The 16874-nt window shown below is 49.3% G+C and carries 17 protein-coding genes and 1 other annotated feature; of the genes, 5 read left to right on the plus strand and 12 right to left on the minus strand.

What is annotated here, in order from left to right; genetic code table 11:
- Positions 1-168: 168 nt before the first annotated feature.
- Together FA954_RS10505 and FA954_RS10510 are read left to right on the plus strand one after the other, a co-directional pair.
- Positions 169-390: a hypothetical protein gene (locus FA954_RS10505; protein WP_037993367.1), complete on the plus strand. Its 222-nt coding sequence runs from the start codon at positions 169-171 to the stop codon at positions 388-390.
- 282 nt (positions 391-672) lie between these two features.
- Positions 673-1761, plus strand: coding sequence for a S8 family serine peptidase (locus tag FA954_RS10510; protein ID WP_231564558.1), 1089 nt, complete (start codon positions 673-675; stop codon positions 1759-1761).
- 135 nt (positions 1762-1896) lie between these two features.
- On the opposite strand, the gene FA954_RS10515 is transcribed toward FA954_RS10510, so the two are convergent.
- The 9 genes from FA954_RS10515 to FA954_RS10555 form a co-directional block, all read right to left on the minus strand.
- Entirely contained in the window at positions 1897-4251 is a 2355-nt protein-coding gene (locus FA954_RS10515) for an endonuclease MutS2 (RefSeq protein WP_138615088.1), read from the minus strand.
- A 98-nt stretch (positions 4252-4349) separates the two neighbouring features.
- A complete protein-coding gene (gene sleB, locus FA954_RS14140; RefSeq protein WP_037993371.1) occupies positions 4350-5363 on the minus strand; it encodes a spore cortex-lytic enzyme in 1014 nt (337 codons plus the stop codon).
- 161 nt (positions 5364-5524) lie between these two features.
- Positions 5525-7249 carry a DNA polymerase/3'-5' exonuclease PolX gene (polX, locus tag FA954_RS10525; protein WP_340712022.1) on the minus strand — a complete coding sequence of 575 codons (1725 nt, stop codon included), beginning with the start codon at positions 7247-7249 and terminating at the stop codon, positions 5525-5527.
- 82 nt (positions 7250-7331) lie between these two features.
- Positions 7332-7865 (minus strand): CvpA family protein, encoded by a 534-nt coding sequence (locus tag FA954_RS10530; protein WP_037993373.1) that lies wholly within the window; start codon positions 7863-7865, stop codon positions 7332-7334.
- 14 nt (positions 7866-7879) lie between these two features.
- Complete coding sequence (gene zapA / locus FA954_RS10535) at positions 7880-8173, minus strand: cell division protein ZapA (protein WP_181732020.1); 294 nt, start codon at positions 8171-8173, stop codon at positions 7880-7882.
- Positions 8174-8175: 2 nt separating this feature from the next.
- Positions 8176-10593 carry a phenylalanine--tRNA ligase subunit beta gene (pheT, locus tag FA954_RS10540; protein WP_138615089.1) on the minus strand — a complete coding sequence of 806 codons (2418 nt, stop codon included), beginning with the start codon at positions 10591-10593 and terminating at the stop codon, positions 8176-8178.
- A gap of 17 nt (positions 10594-10610) precedes the next feature.
- Positions 10611-11612: a phenylalanine--tRNA ligase subunit alpha gene (gene pheS / locus FA954_RS10545; RefSeq protein ID WP_037993383.1), complete on the minus strand. Its 1002-nt coding sequence runs from the start codon at positions 11610-11612 to the stop codon at positions 10611-10613.
- Positions 11613-11718: 106 nt separating this feature from the next.
- Positions 11719-11937: a binding site (T-box leader), on the minus strand.
- Positions 11938-11962: 25 nt separating this feature from the next.
- A complete protein-coding gene (locus FA954_RS10550) occupies positions 11963-12799 on the minus strand; it encodes a TrmH family RNA methyltransferase (protein WP_052186612.1) in 837 nt (278 codons plus the stop codon).
- Positions 12796-13455: a potassium channel family protein gene (locus FA954_RS10555; protein WP_280524656.1), complete on the minus strand. Its 660-nt coding sequence runs from the start codon at positions 13453-13455 to the stop codon at positions 12796-12798. Before FA954_RS10555 ends, FA954_RS10550 begins: the two co-directional genes overlap by 4 nt.
- A 112-nt stretch (positions 13456-13567) precedes the next feature.
- Between FA954_RS10555 and sspI the strand changes: the two genes are divergently transcribed.
- Positions 13568-13780, plus strand: a complete 213-nt coding sequence (gene sspI / locus FA954_RS10560; RefSeq protein ID WP_037993387.1) for a small acid-soluble spore protein SspI — start codon at positions 13568-13570, stop codon at positions 13778-13780.
- A 58-nt stretch (positions 13781-13838) separates the two neighbouring features.
- Here sspI and FA954_RS10565 read toward each other — a convergent pair whose 3' ends face one another.
- The 3 genes from FA954_RS10565 to FA954_RS10575 form a co-directional block, all read right to left on the minus strand.
- A complete protein-coding gene (locus FA954_RS10565; protein WP_231564556.1) occupies positions 13839-14012 on the minus strand; it encodes a hypothetical protein in 174 nt (57 codons plus the stop codon).
- A 91-nt stretch (positions 14013-14103) separates the two neighbouring features.
- Complete coding sequence (locus FA954_RS10570; RefSeq protein WP_037993390.1) at positions 14104-14520, minus strand: disulfide oxidoreductase; 417 nt, start codon at positions 14518-14520, stop codon at positions 14104-14106.
- Positions 14521-14523: 3 nt separating this feature from the next.
- A complete protein-coding gene (locus FA954_RS10575) occupies positions 14524-15228 on the minus strand; it encodes a DsbA family protein (RefSeq protein ID WP_082240556.1) in 705 nt (234 codons plus the stop codon).
- A gap of 167 nt (positions 15229-15395) precedes the next feature.
- Here FA954_RS10575 and thiD point away from each other — a divergent pair, with 167 nt between their 5' ends.
- Entirely contained in the window at positions 15396-16205 is an 810-nt protein-coding gene (thiD, locus tag FA954_RS10580; protein ID WP_037993393.1) for a bifunctional hydroxymethylpyrimidine kinase/phosphomethylpyrimidine kinase, read from the plus strand.
- The gene (gene thiE / locus FA954_RS10585; RefSeq protein ID WP_037993394.1) at positions 16202-16837 is read left to right on the plus strand and encodes a thiamine phosphate synthase; all 636 of its coding nucleotides are present in this window, start codon (positions 16202-16204) and stop codon (positions 16835-16837) included. Before thiD ends, thiE begins: the two co-directional genes overlap by 4 nt.
- Positions 16838-16874: the final 37 nt, after the last annotated feature.

A 16874-nucleotide genomic window follows, 5' to 3' on the forward strand; every position in this document is an offset into this window, starting at 1 on the left:
CCGGAAAACTCAACTGTCTGGATAAATACATGCAGGAGAAAATCACTTTTTTCGGTTCGGGGAAACCGATCTTTTTTCAATTTTGTAATTTCCCGGGAAATCAGTGGTTCATTTTCAAATCTGGTATGATATGAATGTCGGGGATTTTACGGCAAGGAGAAGGTTTCAATGAATACATCCGTCATCAAAAACATTTCACCCAAAAAAACTTATTATCACTTATTGGCATCCAGTTACCAACGGGCTTTACATCTGCTTTCCCAAACGGAAACAGATCCGGTGAGACAACGGGATACCATGGCGTATTTACATCAATTACAAAAAGAGATACAACAGTTTGCGGAAGATCACGAAAAAGCGGTAACCAGCCATCCCGGAAGGGAGCCGTGAACCGACAACCCGTTTCAGGAGCTGATGATGCGATGATGGTCAGCTCTTTTTTTAAATTCCAAATTGTTAAAAATTAAAGGAGGATATATTACTTTTTTGTAGAAAATTATTTATGGATAAAATAAAAAGGAGGGTTGCCACCACTTACCTTTTTGTTTTGTTGTTTTGCTGAAAAATCAGATAAGGGGATCTCATCAAGAAACAGGAGGAGAAAAAATGAAACGTTTCCTGAGTGTTGCCACGGCACTGTTATTGGTTGTCCTTCTTGCAGTGCCCGGAACCATGTTTGCCGCCAGCCCTGCCTCAACCGATGACTATGTGCCGGGTGAGTTGATTGTGAAGTTTAAAGATGGCATCTCCGCCCAATCCACCCAATCGATTCACGCACAATACGGGGCCAAGTCGATCGAAAAATCCAAATATTTGGGTTTTGAAGTGGTTAAGTTTGATGGTTCGGTTGAAAAAATGATCGAAAAATACAAAAACAATCCCAATGTGGAATATGTTGAACCCAACCATTACGTTCACATCATGTGGACACCCAATGACCTTACCAGTCGCCAATGGGGACCGCAAAAAGTCCAAGCTCCCCAAGCTTGGGATGTCACCCGCAGCAGCAGCAGCACGGTGATTGCCATCGTGGACACCGGAGTCCAAACCAATCATCCGGATTTGCAGGGAAAAATCGTCCAAGGGTATGACTTTGTCGATAACGACAGCAATCCCCAAGACGGGAACGGACATGGAACCCACTGCGCAGGAATTGCCGCTGCCGTGACCAATAACGGAACGGGAATTGCAGGAATGGCTCCCAACGCCTCCATCATGCCGGTTCGCGTGCTGAATAACAGCGGAAGCGGAACCATGGCAGCCGTTGCCAACGGAATCGCTTATGCCGCCCAAAACGGGGCAGATGTCATCAGCTTGAGCTTGGGTGGCACTTCCGGAAGCTCGGCCTTGCAAAGCGCCGTTCAACAAGCTTGGAACAGCGGAGCTGTCGTCGTTGCCGCTGCAGGAAACAGCAGCAGCTCCACTCCCAACTATCCGGCTTATTACTCTCAAGCCATTGCTGTCGCTTCCACCGATTCCAATGACAGCCTGTCTTACTTCTCCAACTACGGAAGCTGGGTGGATGTAGCCGCTCCGGGTTCCAACATCTACTCCACCTACCTCAACAGCAGTTATGCATCCTTGAGCGGAACCTCCATGGCCACACCGCATGTGGCAGGACTTGCCGCTTTGTTGGCCAGCCAGGGCCGCAGCAACTCGCAAATCCGGGCTGCCATTGAAAATACAGCCGATAAAATCAGCGGCACCGGAACTTACTTCCAACACGGAAGAATCAATGCTTACAAAGCCGTCAATTATTAATAAAGAAGGAGGGGATTCCCTCCTTCTTTTCATGCATAAAACATAAAGAAAATAACCCCTGCTATGAAAAAAAGCAAAGAAATGGTTCCCAAGATCCATGGCAAGTGTTTCATCGGTTTCCTCCATATGCAATCTTTACTTCAATTCGACCACCGTCACGCCGGATCCGCCTTCATTATGGTTGCCCAAACGAAAACTTTTCACATGCCGGTGGCTGCGCAAAAACTTTTGCACTCCTTGGCGAAGTGCACCTGTCCCCTTGCCGTGAATGAGATGAATTTCTTTATAGCCCGCCAACAGGGCTTTATCCAAATAATTGTCGATTTCCAGCAATGCCTCTTCCACCAGCTTGCCCCGCAAATCGCACTCGGGTTTCACATTGGCAGACATCCGGTTGACCGTCGGCTTTATTTTCACGTCAGCCGGTTTTGGCGAAGAACGCTTTTCCAGCTGGTCTCGATGCATTTTCATCTTCAAAAAGCCGACTTGCACTTGATAATATCCGTCGCCCATATCCTCGGTGATGGTTCCGTTCTGATTCACAGACAAAACGCGAACTTCATCCCCCACGTTCAGTTTCTCGGCTTTGCCGGTGTTTTTCCTCGGCTTTTGCGGCAATTCCCAATCCGGCACGGCATTTTTCAGCCTGGCTTTTGCTTCATTCAATTCATGCTCTTTTAAATCCCCCGGCCGGGCTTTGGCCCATGCCCGCAATTGCTTCAAGACCTCTTCCGCTTCTCGCTCGGCATCGGCAATGATCCTTTGCGCCTCTCGACGCGCTTTTTCCTTGAGAGCGGCTTTTTCTTCCTCAAACTGTTCCCATTTTTCCCGGATATCCGCATACAAAGCTTCTGCTTCTTTCTGCAATGCATCCGCTTCCTTGTGCTTTTCCCGAGCCAGCTTCTGCTCAGTGGTCAAAGAAGAAATCATTTCTTCCAAGCTTTTTTCATCACTGGACAGATGTGCTTTGGCCCGCTCAATGATTTCTTCCGGCAATCCCAAACGGCGGGAGATGTTAAACGCGTTGCTGCGGCCGGGAACCCCGATCAACAAGCGGTAGGTCGGTTTCAATGTCTCCACATCAAATTCCATGCTGGCATTGACGGTTTTCGGATGATGATGGGCAAACAGTTTTAATTCACTGTAGTGGGTGGTCGCCATGACAAACGACCCTTTTTGGATCACATATTCCAAAATGGAAATGGCCAGCGCCGCCCCTTCTGTCGGGTCGGTTCCTGCGCCCAATTCATCGAACAATACAAGGCTTTTTTCATCCACCTGTTTTAAAATGCGGATAATCTTGGTGAGGTGTCCGGAAAAGGTACTCAAATTTTGTTCAATGCTCTGTTCATCCCCGATATCGGCATACACCCCGCCAAACACCGGCATGATGCTGTCTTCTTCAGCGGGAACGGGAATTCCGGATTGTGTCATTAAAGCAAACAAACCGACCGTTTTCAGTGTCACCGTTTTTCCTCCGGTGTTGGGGCCGGTAATAATAATGGCATGGTAATCATCCCCGATCGAAACTTCGATGGGAACCACATCTTCTCCTTTAATCAAGGGATGGCGGGCTTTTTTCAGGTGCAGTAACGATTCGGAAATCTCCGGGCAAATTCCCTTCACCCGATATCCGAACCGGGCACAAGCCATGATACAATCCAGGCTGGCCAAAATTTCCAGATTTCTTTTTAAGCTCTCCACTTCGGGGGCAATTTTCTCCGTCAGCTTTTTCAATACTTTTTCAACTTCCTGTTTCTCTTGCAACTCGAGCTGACGCAACCGGTTGTTCCATGACACCACCGCTTCCGGTTCGATAAATAACGTCGCCCCCGATGAGGATTGGTCATGGACAATTCCCGGGAACCGGGAACGGTACTCCTGCTTGACGGGGATGACATACCGGTAGAACCGCTGGGTGATGATGGCTTCCTGCATCATCTTCGTATAATGCGGATTGCGCAAGATTTCTTGTAATGTTTGTTGAATTTGCTTTTTCGCTTCCCCGATGCGGCTCCGGATTTTCCCCAATCCGGGACTGGCCTGGTCTTTGACAACTCCCTGTTCATCAATGCTTTTCAGGATTTCTTCTTCGACCCATTCCAAACTTTCAACCTGCTCGGTCAAACCACGCAGAATGGGAAGCGGCGCCTCTTCATCTTCCACTTGCCGCAAAAAGGACTTCACCTTGCGTCCGGCCGAAATGGTACCGGCGATGTCCAGACATTCCGATTCGGTCAAGACACCGCTCTTTTCAGCCCGCCGGACCGCTGCGCGTATATCCCGGACCCCTCCCAGCGGAAGGTCCCCTTTCAGCCGGATCAAGTCCATGCCTTCTTGTGTGGCTTGCAGGCGGTGTTTCACCTGATCCCTTTGGCCGGAAGGGGTTAATTGGCTGACTTTTTCTTTTCCCAAGACCGTTGCGGCCTCGCTTTTCACCATCTCTTTAACTTGGTCATATTCCAACGATTTCAGCGTCCACTGCTCCACGCCGGACAACTCCTCTTTCTTTTCAAAATCATTCTTTATTATAGCATTTCCTGTTAACGAAAAACCATCGAGCCGATCGAAATCAGCCCGATGGTTTTTCAGCGTGTGAAAATATGTTTCCCGATTTTTTTGATTTGCGGACGGTTCCAAATCCATTTGGAAGTTGCCCGTTCCGGGTTGAAGTAATACAATGCGCCTCCGGTCGGATCCCAACCATTTAAAGCATCCCTGACTGCTTTTTTGGCCGTTTCATCCGGCTGCATCCAGATTTGCCCGTCGGCCACCGCTTCAAATGCCAAAGGTTGAAAGATAATCCCGGAAATGGTATCCGGAAATTCTCTGCTTTCCAGCCGGTTCAAGATCACCGCGGCAATGGCAACCTGTCCGATGTAAGATTCGCCCCGCCCTTCCGCATAAACGGCTTGCGCCAACAGATGAATATCATTTTCTGACAAACCGTAACTGCTTTTTGGAATGGAAACCTGCTTGCTCTCTTGCGGCTGTTGCCACTTGGTTTCGGGGGCGTAATTTTTGGTTGCTTTCCTGAGTTTTTGCATTGTCTTCGGTCCCGCCACGCCATCCACTTTCAGGCCGAATTCATATTGGAACAACCGGACGGCGCGATACGTTCTTTCTCCAAAATTGCCATCCCATTTTCCGGTGTAAAAACCGATATGCTTGAGACGTCCCTGCAACTCCCAGACACCGCCGCCCCGGTTCCCGCGTTTTAGCACCGGTCCTTTCTTATTGGTCATTTCCGGTCGCCAATGCTTTGTCGATTGCCAAAGTTTCAATTTTGTCTTCGGACCGACCACTCCGTCAATCTTCAAGCCGAATTCATATTGGAACAACCGGACGGCCAAATAAGTGCGATGGCCAAATACTCCATCCACATCTCCGGTGTAAAACCCCAAAAGTTTTAAACGTCCCTGCAATTCATAAACATCGCCGCCTCTGGCACCTTTTTTGAGAATGGTGTCACCAAATGCTGTTGCCGACGACGCTGAAATCTTTTGTTGATCCGCCGCAAAAACCGGAGCCAACCATGCACTCACACAGAGACTGACGATCAAGCAAGACGCAAACCATTTCAAAGTTACACGATTGACCATACAAGCTCACAACCCTTTTTCTGGTTGATATTTACTGGTTATTATGCCAAGTCCCGTTCAAAATCATGCAGATTCCATCCACATCCACAAAACAAAAAAAGCCGGATCTTTTCCGTCCGGCTTTCAACGAAAAAATCCGGTTGACGAATCACGTCCGGCCGTTAATTCTTGTTAAGCACGGCTTTCAACCGGTCCAACGGGTATGCATTGATGACATCTTCTTTTTCCAACCAACCCCGGCGGGCGGTGGCAATTCCGTAAATGATGGAATCATACTCCGCGGTGGCGTGCGCATCAGTGTTGATCGTAAATTTTAATCCGTATTCTTCTTTGGCTTTCTTTAACAACCGGTCATTTAAATCCAAGCGATGCGGATTGGCGTTTAACTCCAAAATGGTGCCGGTCTCCCGGGCGGCTTGAAACAACCGGTCCACATCCACGTCATAAGCATCCCTCCGCAGTAACAACCGTCCGGTCGGATGCGCAATGATATTGACATAAGGATTTTCCATCGCCTGGATGATGCGGCGGGTCATGGTCGCTTCATCCTGCCGGAATTGTGTGTGCACCGATGCAATCACCAGATCCATCTGTTTCAGCAAATCATCCGGATAATCCAGGGTTCCGTCTGCCAGGATGTCGACTTCCGCCCCTTTTAAAATCTGAATTCCCAATCCCTCCCGGTTCAGCCGGTCGATTTCCTCCCATTGCTCATACACTTCATCCACTGTCAAACCGCCGGCAACCTTCAAAGACCGGGAATGATCCGTCACCGCCATGTATTCGTACCCTTTGGCTTTGGCAGCCAGTGCCATGTCTTTAATGGAATGCGCCCCGTCGCTGTACAGGGTGTGCGCATGTAAATCCCCGCGATAATCCTCCAATCGGATGAGCGAAGGGAGCAAGGACTGATCCGCTCTTTCCATTTCCCCGCGATCTTCGCGCAACTCCGGCGGAATGAAAGGAAGATGCAGGTGGGTAAAAAAATCGGATTCCTTTTCAAATTTTGCCGTTTGGCCGGTTTCGGCATCATAAATGCCGTATTCGCTCACTTTCCAACCATATTGTTTCGCCCGCTGACGGATGCGGATGTTAAATTCTTTCGATCCGGTGAAGTGACTGAGGGCACTGCCAAATTGGTCCGGGGACACCAGGCGCACGTCGACTCCCATCACCAGGCCTTCTGTATCCACGACAATACTGACTTTGGTTTCCCCTTGCCCGACAACTTGTGTCACTTCAGGCAATTGTGCAATCCGCTCCGCCACTTCGGCGGGTTGATTCGTCGCCAAAACAAAATCAATGTCTTTGATCGTTTCCTTAAACCGTCGGATGCTGCCGGCCAATTCCACCTTCTCCACCCCGGGAATGGCTTGCAAACGTTGTTGGATGACGGCGGCCACCGCCATGGCTTCATGCAGCAGAAAACGCTCGGGCCGCTTTTGAAATTGTTCGATGGCTTCCAGGATCTTTTTTTCTTTTTTGGATCCGAATCCCGCAAGGGTTTGGATTTGTTTTTTCTCTGCCGCTTGTTTCAACTCGTCCAAATTGGTGACCGAAAGTTTGTGATACAACGTATGGATGGATTTCGGCCCCAATCCGGGCAATTTCAGCAACAACGGCAATTCCGGGGGCAATTCGGCTTTTAATTCTTCCAGATAACGGGAAGTGCCGGTGGCGACAATTTCACGGATCACTTCCGCCGTTCCTTTGCCGATTCCGGGAAGTTCAGGCAAACGATCCAATGCCTCCGCAATCTGAAAGCGGCTGTTTTCAATCGTTCGCGCTGCCCGGCGGAAGGCGTTTACTTTAAAAACATTTTCCCCTTTGATCTCCATGTAATCGGCCAATGCATGCAAGGTGCCGGCGATTTGTTTATTGTTCAAAGCATTCCCTCCCGTCATGCCTTTTTTCAAAAAAAGCAGCTGTCAGGCGTCCCTCCCCGACAGCTGTTGCATACTAAACATATTATAATGCCTTTCCTTGAAACAACCGATCCAGTTCCCGGGTCAAATCCGGCGTCCAGCCGGTGATCGCATGAGCCACTTTCGACCCCTCCACCGCTTCCTGCCCGGTGCTCCAGGGAAGAACCGCAAGCACGTTGACCATAATAAACGTGATCAGCATCACCTTGGCCAGCCCGAGGATGGCCCCTCCCGCTTTATTGATGGAATGAAGAACGGGAAAGCTGGCCACCTGATTCAAAAGGGATGCGAAGATGGACAATACCCAGCGTGCACCGATCAACAGGATGAAGAAAGCCATTGCCGAGTAGATCATTTTATCCACCGGCACCAATGTCATCCATCCTTGTTGCGTGGAATCCGGCAGTTTCCACAAGTTGCTCAGCACCGGCGCGAGCTCATCGGTAAAATGAAAAGCAATCCAGAGGGACAAAATGTAACTGAGCAACGAAGTCACTTGCATGACAAACCCCTGCCGGTATCCTTGGATCAATGCACCGGCAAGAAGAAGAAGGACAATCATGTCAAAACCATTCATGCTGTTTTTTCACCTCATGGCTCTTCGTCTTCAATCAAGTGCATGATCTCATCGTATTCCTGTTTCAGTTTTAAATAATCATCCGCAATATTGACCGCCGACAAGACGGCCAGGCGGGCCACGTCCAAACGCGGGTTATTGTCGGCGATTTGCCGCATTTTTTCATCGACGTGGCTTGCCACCTGACGCATATGGCTGGGACTGGCTTTTCCCGTCAGCTGATATTGGGTTCCGTAGATTTCCACACTTAATTTATTTCTCACTGCACCGTCCTCCTTCACACTGTGAAGGTTTCCTCGTTGATCCATGCTCATTGTCTGAGCTGTGCGCCAAATTGCTCGGTCAGATAATGGACAATTCGCTCATGGATTTGATGAACTTCTTCATCGGTCAAGGTCCGTTCATTCGTCCGGAAAACCAAAGAATACGCCACACTTTTTTTACCTTCCCCAATCTGCTCCCCGGTAAACACATCAAACAGGGTTACAGATTCAAGCAATTCTCCGGCCACTTTCCGGATCCCTGCTTCGATCCGGCCGGCCGGCACATTTTCATCCACCGTCACGGCCAGGTCACGGGTTACGGCCGGATAGCGGGGAATCGGTTCATAAATCACTTGCAGATCCTTTTTAAGAAGTTTTTCAAGATCCAGCTGGAGCACAACCGGTTCACTTAAATCATATTCCTTGGACAATTTCGGATGCAGTTGCCCCAATACGCCGATCACTTCATCCTCCACCACACACAGTGCGGTCCGTCCCGGGTGGAATCCGTTCAAATCGGCCGCTTGATACTCGGCATCCCGCACTCCGAACCGTTCCAATACGCTTTCCAAAATTCCTTTCAGTTCATAAAAATTCTGCGCATCCACTTGCGGGGTTTTCCAGATGGACGCGGCTTTCGGCCCGGCAATGAGCGCGGCCAGTTGCAGCCGTTCTTCCGGCAAATCGGTCAATGTTTCTTCTTGCGTCAAATAAACTTTCCCCACTTCAAACAGTTGAACCCGTTCATTTCCACGATGGACGTTGTATGCCGCCACTTTGATCAATTGGGGCAACAATGTCGTCCTCAGCACCGCATGTTCCTTACTCATCGGCATGGCCACACGGATGGGTTGAAGATCATACAACGAAGCGATTTCCTGCTCGGCCTCATCCGATGTCAAACTGTAAGTCACCACTTCGTTTAACCCGAGTTCCCGCAACATATGCCGGGCATCGCGGTGCAGTTTTTGTTCCTTTGTCAGGGCGCCCGGCAATTGCTGGCCCCAGGGCAATGTCGCGGGAATCCGGTCATAGCCGTACAATCGGGCCACTTCTTCGACCAAATCCACTTCCATCATGAGATCGGGCCGCCGCGTCGGAATTTGCACCTGGTAAACATCGTTTTCAAATTCAGCCGGCAATCTCAGCCGACGGAAGATGTCCATGACTTCATCCGGACTGATTTGCACGCCCAACAAATTGACAAGTCGTTCATGGCGCAGGGAAATAGTGACTTCTTCAACATCTCCCGCCTTATGCACAGACGCATCCGAAGAAACGACCCCTCCGCAAAGTTGGCGCAACAATTGTACCGCCCGGTAAAGCGCGGGAAGAATTTGTTCCGGATCCACCCCTTTTTCGAAACGGGTGCTCGCTTCCGACCGGAGCCCCAGATTTTTGGAAGTTTGGCGGACGGTCAGCGGGTTGAAGAACGCAGCCTCCAGCAATACGGTTTTGGTTTCTTTCGTTACCTCCGAAGAAGCTCCCCCCATCACGCCCGCAACCGCCAGCGGCTCTTGTCCGTCCGTCACCAACAACATTTCGGGGTCACATTCACGCTCCACATCGTCCAACGTCACAATCTTTTCCCCATCGTTGGCGCGACGGACCAGGATTTGGCCGTTTGCGATTTTGTCAAAATCAAAAGCATGCAAAGGCTGTCCCGTCTCCAACATCACATAGTTGGTAATGTCGACAATGTTATTGATCGGCCGGATCCCGGCGGAAATCAAGCGGTTTTGCATCCATTGCGGGGAGGGTCCCACTTCCAGATTGCCCACCACTTGCGCGGCATAAAAAGGACAGTCCTCAACAGATTCTACGACAACTTCCACCCCGGTTCCTGCTTCGCTCGGAACTTGTTCGGAGATGACCGGCAGGCGCAATTCCCGGTCAAAAATCGCCGCCACTTCATGGGCCACTCCCCACATTCCCAAACAATCGGAACGGTTCGGGGTCAACTGCAATTCAATCACTTGGTCATCCATGCTCAAGTATTCTTTAATATCCATCCCGACCGGAGCATCCGGTTCCAATACAAAAATCCCTTCGGTTTGCTCCTTCATCAGCACTTTGTCGGGAAATCCCAGTTCTTTGGCCGAGCAAATCATCCCGTGCGATTCCACGCCGCGCAGTTTGGCTTTTTTAATATGGACTCCGCCCGGCAGTTTGGCACCGATCAAAGCAACCGGAACCCGTTGGCCTGCCGCCACGTTTTTGGCCCCGCAAACAATTTGCAACAGTTGCCCTTTCCCCACATTCACCGTGCAAATATTCAACCGGTCTGCTTCCGGATGGGGCTCCACCGCCAACACTTCACCGACAACCACGCCGTTTACTCCCGGATCCCGGGTGTAAATGACTTCCACCTCAATCCCGGTCCGGTTCATCTCCTCCGCGATATCTTCCGGCGAAATTCCTTCCAGGTCAACATATTGAGACAACCATTCATAAGATACTAACATCCTTCCAATTCACCTCTTCAGACGTTCTTAAATTGCCGCAAAAAACGCAAATCGTTGTTGTAGAAATGGCGAATGTCGTCAATGTCATATTTCAACATCGCAATCCGTTCCACACCGATCCCAAACGCAAAGCCGGAATAACGTTCCGGATTGTAACCCGCTTTTTCCAGCACGTAGGGATGAACCATTCCGGCCCCCAAAATTTCAACCCACCCTTTTTCAGGATGATAAATGTCCACTTCGACACTCGGTTCGGTGAACGGGAAGTAGCTGGGACGCAAACGGATCTCGGTTTCCTCGCCAAACATTTTCTCGATAATGGTCAACAGCACGCCGTTTAATTCGCTCATGGACACCCCGCTGTCCACCACAAGCCCCTCTATTTGCGTAAACTGATGCGAATGCGTGGCATCGTCGTCATCGCGCCGGTACACCTTTCCAGGAGCAATAATCCGCACCGGAACCCGTCCTTCTTTTTCCAAAAGGGTTCGAACCTGTACCGCGGATGTATGGGTCCGAAGCAGAATTTCCGGAGTGATGTAAAAAGAGTCCTGCATGTCCCGGGCCGGATGCCCTTTCGGCAAGTTCAACATTTCAAAGTTAAATTGATCAGTTTCCACTTCAGGGCCCTCCGCAATTTCAAAGCCCATTCCGACAAAAATGTCTTCCATTTGTTCAATGATCAGTTGCAAAGGATGCAACGTCCCCGGTTCGGGTTTGATCCCGGGCAAAGAAACATCAATCACTTCCCGGTTGATTTGTTCCTGAAGAACCGCTTCTTCCAATTCTTTCTCTTTTCCCGCAATCAACTCTTCCAGATATCCACGGACTTCATTGGCCATGCTTCCAATCACCGGACGCTCTTCGGGGGGAAGATCTTTCATACCCCGGAGCACTCCGGTCAATTCGCCCTTTTTTCCGAGATACCTCACTTTCAATTCACGTAATTCATCCAAGCTTTGCGCCTGATGAATGACCGAAGTCGCCTCTTCTTTCAAGACTTCCAATCGCTCACGCATTGTTCGATCTCCTTTCGGTAAAAACTGTCGTCAATGGCACCACAAATGGTATCAAATGAAAAGATAAAATAGAAAATTATTCCATAAACAAAAAAGACCTCACGCCCAAAGGGACGAGAGATCCGCGGTACCACCCTTTTTTGAGAAGGAAACATCCTTCTCCGCTTCTTTGCAATAACGGTCATCAACCGGTCCCCCCTACTCCATCGTTCAGGGGTCAGCTCCGGAGTGAATTTCAACAGCCGGTTCCTTAGAAATGCTTTCAGTCACGGCATTTCCTCCCTGAAAGGTCGTACTGCCTACTTGTCTCCTTCACAGCCGTTTATGGATATGATTTTTCTGCGGAAAAATTATTTTATATTATAATCGAACTCTCCATTTCCCCGCAAGGAGCCTTCGCGAATTCGTTCATACATGAGTAAAGCGCCGGTGACGGAAACATTCAGTGATTCCGTTCCGCCGGGCATGGGGATGGTCACATGGTCATCCACAAATTCCTCCAAGCGGCGATCCACCCCCCGCCCTTCATTTCCCAACAAGATGGCAACCCGGGACGGAAACGGATAATGAAAATAAGAGCGGGTTGCATGCGGAGAAGCGTTCACAACCGTCACGTTCCGATCCTTTAAAACGGGGATGACCGCACTTAAATCTTCCTGCCATAACGGCACTTTGAAAATGGCCCCCATCGAAGCCCGGATCACTTTGCCATTGAAAGGATCCACGGTCCCTTTGCCCAAAAAGATCCCGTCCATGCCCGTTGCTTTGGCAGTCCGGATCAATGTGCCCAAGTTTCCCGGATCCTGAATGGAATCCAAAAGCAAGAAAGTGTTCCCGCCTTTGGTTTGTTTCCACACTTCATCCAGCGACCAACGGGGGCAACGGACCACCGCCATGATTCCCTGGGGAGTCGTGGTCTCTGCCAGCTGTTGAAACAAAGACGAAGGCAATTCAAACACCGGAACATTCTCAGGGATCTTTTTCAACCAATCTGCCGTTTTGTCCTTCGCAGCTTCGGAAAAAATCACGGCTTGAAAAGCCATTTTTGCCCGCAACGCTTCTTCAAGCAAATGTTCCCCTTCGATCAGTAATGCGTCTTGCTGCTTTCTTCCTTTTTTGGTTTTCAGCTTTTTCCATTGTTTCCACTGTCGGTTTTCCGAAGATGTAATCCGTTCCATCTTTTTCATTTGGCATGCTCCTGTAATTTTTGCAAATCTTTGTTGTGTCCGATCACGACCAGAACGTCTCCTTCATGAATCGCATCGGTGGCCGAAGGCGCAATGTTAAAGGTGTTTCCCTTTTTGATGGCCATCACGTTGCAACCAAACCGGGCCCGGATATCCAATTCTTGCAACGTCTTCCCGGAAAAAAAGTCCCGGGCGATAATTTCAATGATGCTGTAGTCATTGGATAACTCAATATAATCCAGGATATTCGGGGAGATTAAACTGTGCACCACCCGAACGCCCATGTCTCTCTCCGGAAAGACCACCCGGTCGGCCCCGATTTTGTCCAACACCTTCCAATGCAATTCGTTGATGGCTTTGACCACCACCTGTTTACAGCCGATTTCTTTGAGCAGCAAAGTCGTTAAGATGCTTGACTGAATATCGTTTCCAATGGCCACGATGACCACGTCAAAATTGCGAATCCCCAAGGATTTGAGTGCATTTTCATCGGTGGTGTCCGCCTCGACGGCATGGGTGACGATTTGCGACATCTCTTGGACACGGGAAGCATCTTTATCGATGGCCAAAACTTCGTATCCCATCTCGTGCAAAGTGCGCGCCATCGTCCCTCCAAACCTCCCCAGCCCGATGACAGCAAAAGTTTTGATTTCCAATCGTTTGTCCACCTCTTTCTCCCATAAAAGCTGGCGCCGCAACTTTTTCATCCATTGTTGGATAATGTTCCATAATCCGCACAATCTATATTCAAAAAGGAGGATTATACACATGAATTTTGACATCCGTGGTGCAGTGATTCACAACATTCATAACATGAATGAAGAAGAACTGCAAGAATTGGTTGTTGACTCCATTCAACAACGTGAAGAAAAGTTGCTTCCGGGTCTGGGGGTTTTATTTGAAGTCATCTGGAAAAACAGCACGGAAGAAGAACGCCAGGAAATGATTGAAACCCTGCGTGAATCCCTTTCCAAACAATAATGCCCCAAAATAAAAAAAGCCTGTTCTTTAAAAAAAGAGCAGGCTTCTGCATTGTTCCTCACCAGAAGAAACCGCCGCCATATCCGCCGAATCCGCCAAAACCGCCGAATCCGTAGAATCCCCAAAAGCAAACAAAGAGGATGAACAGAATCACCAGGATCGCGATCAAAAACCACTTCGATCCCAAACCGTCATAGTGATCGTAGGGACCACTCGCCAATTTCCGTTTCATAGGCTGTCTCCTTTCATTTGCCTATCTCTCACTACTTTATGTATCAAAAGACAGGAAAGAAATGGACAAATCCCTAAAAAAACAGCCTAATTTACTCAAAATGGTTCCGTGCCCCCCACAGGAACCCGGTGATGAGCAGAAAAGCCACCAAGGCCAAAAATGGAATGGTGACGAAACCAAACCAATTGATATACATTTGCTCACAGGGAACGCCAACCCGACAAGCAGCAACTTCGGAGAGAAACGGAACTTTTTGTTTGAGATAATGGAAAAGCGAAATGCCCGCCCCCAATACGGTAAGCGGCAACACATAAGGAATGATGCCCCGGTCATTCCGGTAGGAGGCAATGCCGAGAAGGATCACCAGCGGATACATCAAAATCCGTTGCACCCAACACAACGTACAGGGAATAAATCCCAATATTTCACTGAAATAGAGGCTTCCCAATGTCGCGATGAGTGAAACGAGCCAAGCAAAATAAATCCCGTACGTTCTCACCAGACGCATCCTTCACTTCTCCTTGTTTGCCAGCTCGCTGTCGATCATTTTTTTGAGGGCTTCATAATCCAGTGCATTTTCCACTTTTTTTCCGTTGACGAAAACCGCCGGCACCGATTCAATGTTTAATTTTTTTGCTTTGTTGTTGTCTGCCGTCACTTCATTTAAATACGTTTTGTTATCCAAGTCTTCCCGCACTTTTTTTGCATCCACTTCGGGAATGTTTTGTTCAATCAATTGTTCCAAAAAGTCCGGAGTGGCCCATTTCACGGATTCATCTTTCTGATGGTTGTAAATGGCGTCATAAAACTTCCAATAAGCTGCGGGATCTTGTTGATAGACGGCTTCTCCGGCCATTCCCGCTGTGATCGAATCTTCCCCGATAAACTGGTAATTGGTGAAATACATCTGCACTTTGCCGGTATCGATATATTCTTTTTTCAATTTGGGATAAACGGTGTCATGAAACACTTTGCACACCGGGCACTTATAATCGCCAAACTCCATCAACTTGACAGGGGCATTGTCATCGCCAATCGCCGGCTGGCCGTCGTATTCAACCGGAAGCACACGGGCCGTCTCTTCGCCGGGATTATCCTTCCCCGCGAAAGAATTGATGATGGCAAAAACACCCAATCCGATAAAAACAACCAAAACCGTCACCATGGTAATGGTGCTCATCCGGGTCTTTTTCTTTTTTTTATGCGCATTGGCCATAAATCAAGTCACCTCCCTCATCGATTTTACAATAAAAAGAAAGAAAGTTCATTCCGTTTTCTTGGACGGGCAACCCTCCCTCTTTCCGGCAGGTTTTGCAGCTTTATTCTTTTGTTTCCCTTGTGTTACAATGCGATGGGAAAGATCAGGACAGAAGGAGAAGCACCATGAAACAGATTGCACGCGCACTCACCATCGCCGGCTCCGACAGCGGCGGGGGCGCCGGAATTCAAGCAGATTTAAAAACATTTCAAGAGCTTTATGTATTTGGGATGAGCTCAATTACGGCCATCACAGCCCAAAACACCCTCGGGGTTCAAAAGGTGGGTGTGGTGGATCCCGATCTGGTTGCCAAACAGATCGACTCCGTTGTCACAGACCTCGGAGTGGATGCAGCCAAGACTGGCATGCTCGCCAATGCGGAAATCATCGAAGTGGTTGCGGCCAAAGTCAAAGAACACCAAATCGGTCCCTTGGTCATCGACCCCGTGATGGTTTCCACCAGCGGACATCAACTGCTCACCGAAGACGCCCGGGTGGCGATGAAGAAAAAATTATTGCCGCTGGCAACCCTTGTCACTCCCAATTTGCATGAAGCGGAAATTCTTGCAGGCCAACGGATCACCGGCTGGGAAGACCGGAAACAAGCAGCCCGGAAATTGGTGGATGAAGGAGCCAAAGCAGTGATCATCAAGGGTGGACACGGCAAAGAAGAAGAGGCGATCGATTTGTTGTATGACGGAAAAGACTTTGTCTCCTTTTCATCGCCTCGCTTCAAGACCAAAAACACCCATGGAACGGGTTGCACCTTTTCGGCAGCCATCACCGCTTATTTGGCAAAAGGAGAGTCTTTGCATGAAGCCGTCCGTCAAGCCAAGAATTTTATCACTGCTGCAGTCGGAAATCCTTTGATGCTCGGAAAAGGAAACGGCCCAACCAACCACTTTGCACACCGCCTGAAGGAGGAATACCAATGAAATGGTCTGGCGACGTTCTGTCGGTTTATTTCATCATGGGCAGCCAGGATTGCTCCGGCCGTTCACCGGAAAGCATTCTGGAGGAGGCTATTCAAGGCGGCATCACTTGCTTTCAGTTCCGGGAAAAACATCCGGATCTTCACATGCACCAAGTCGTGGATTTGGGATTTCGCCTGCGCGCCATTTGCCAAAAACACCAAATTCCTTTTATTGTGAATGACCGTGTCGATTTGGCCCTCATCCTGGAAGCGGACGGAGTGCACATCGGCCAGGAAGACCTGCCTGCTTTCCATGTCAGAAAGTTGATCGGCAAAGAGCGGATTCTCGGGGTTTCCGCCAAAACCGAAACCGAAGCACTGGAAGCTGTACAAAACGGAGCCGATTATATCGGCGTCGGGCCCATGTTTGCCACAAAAAGCAAATCCGATGCCGGACATCCCGTCGGGCCTGAAACGATTACCCGCATCCGCCGTGTCGTCGGGAAAACCTTTCCCATTGTGGGAATCGGCGGCATTAACCGGCAAAATGCGCGGCAGGTCCGGGAAGCAGGAGCAGACGGGGTCGCCGTCATCTCCGCCATTGCACAAAGCCGGTCACCCCAACAGGCCGCGGAAGACTTGAAAAACGGATAAACCAACAATATTAAAAAAACACAAGATATTATTCTTA

Source organism: Thermoactinomyces vulgaris (assembly GCF_005886755.1).
GTDB lineage: Bacteria > Bacillota > Bacilli > Thermoactinomycetales > Thermoactinomycetaceae > Thermoactinomyces > Thermoactinomyces vulgaris.

Coding starts and splice junctions, on each gene's coding strand:
- FA954_RS10505 (WP_037993367.1), top strand. CDS start 169: ATGAATACATCCGTCATCAAAAACATTTCACCCAAAAAAACTTATTAT.
- FA954_RS10510 (WP_231564558.1), top strand. CDS start 673: ATGTTTGCCGCCAGCCCTGCCTCAACCGATGACTATGTGCCGGGTGAG.
- sleB (WP_037993371.1), bottom strand. CDS start 5,363: ATGGTCAATCGTGTAACTTTGAAATGGTTTGCGTCTTGCTTGATCGTC.
- FA954_RS10530 (WP_037993373.1), bottom strand. CDS start 7,865: ATGAATGGTTTTGACATGATTGTCCTTCTTCTTCTTGCCGGTGCATTG.
- zapA (WP_181732020.1), bottom strand. CDS start 8,173: ATGGATCAACGAGGAAACCTTCACAGTGTGAAGGAGGACGGTGCAGTG.
- pheT (WP_138615089.1), bottom strand. CDS start 10,593: ATGTTAGTATCTTATGAATGGTTGTCTCAATATGTTGACCTGGAAGGA.
- pheS (WP_037993383.1), bottom strand. CDS start 11,612: ATGCGTGAGCGATTGGAAGTCTTGAAAGAAGAGGCGACTTCGGTCATT.
- FA954_RS10550 (WP_052186612.1), bottom strand. CDS start 12,799: ATGAAAAAGATGGAACGGATTACATCTTCGGAAAACCGACAGTGGAAA.
- sspI (WP_037993387.1), top strand. CDS start 13,568: ATGAATTTTGACATCCGTGGTGCAGTGATTCACAACATTCATAACATG.
- FA954_RS10565 (WP_231564556.1), bottom strand. CDS start 14,012: ATGAAACGGAAATTGGCGAGTGGTCCCTACGATCACTATGACGGTTTG.
- FA954_RS10570 (WP_037993390.1), bottom strand. CDS start 14,520: ATGCGTCTGGTGAGAACGTACGGGATTTATTTTGCTTGGCTCGTTTCA.
- FA954_RS10575 (WP_082240556.1), bottom strand. CDS start 15,228: ATGGCCAATGCGCATAAAAAAAAGAAAAAGACCCGGATGAGCACCATT.
- thiD (WP_037993393.1), top strand. CDS start 15,396: ATGAAACAGATTGCACGCGCACTCACCATCGCCGGCTCCGACAGCGGC.
- thiE (WP_037993394.1), top strand. CDS start 16,202: ATGAAATGGTCTGGCGACGTTCTGTCGGTTTATTTCATCATGGGCAGC.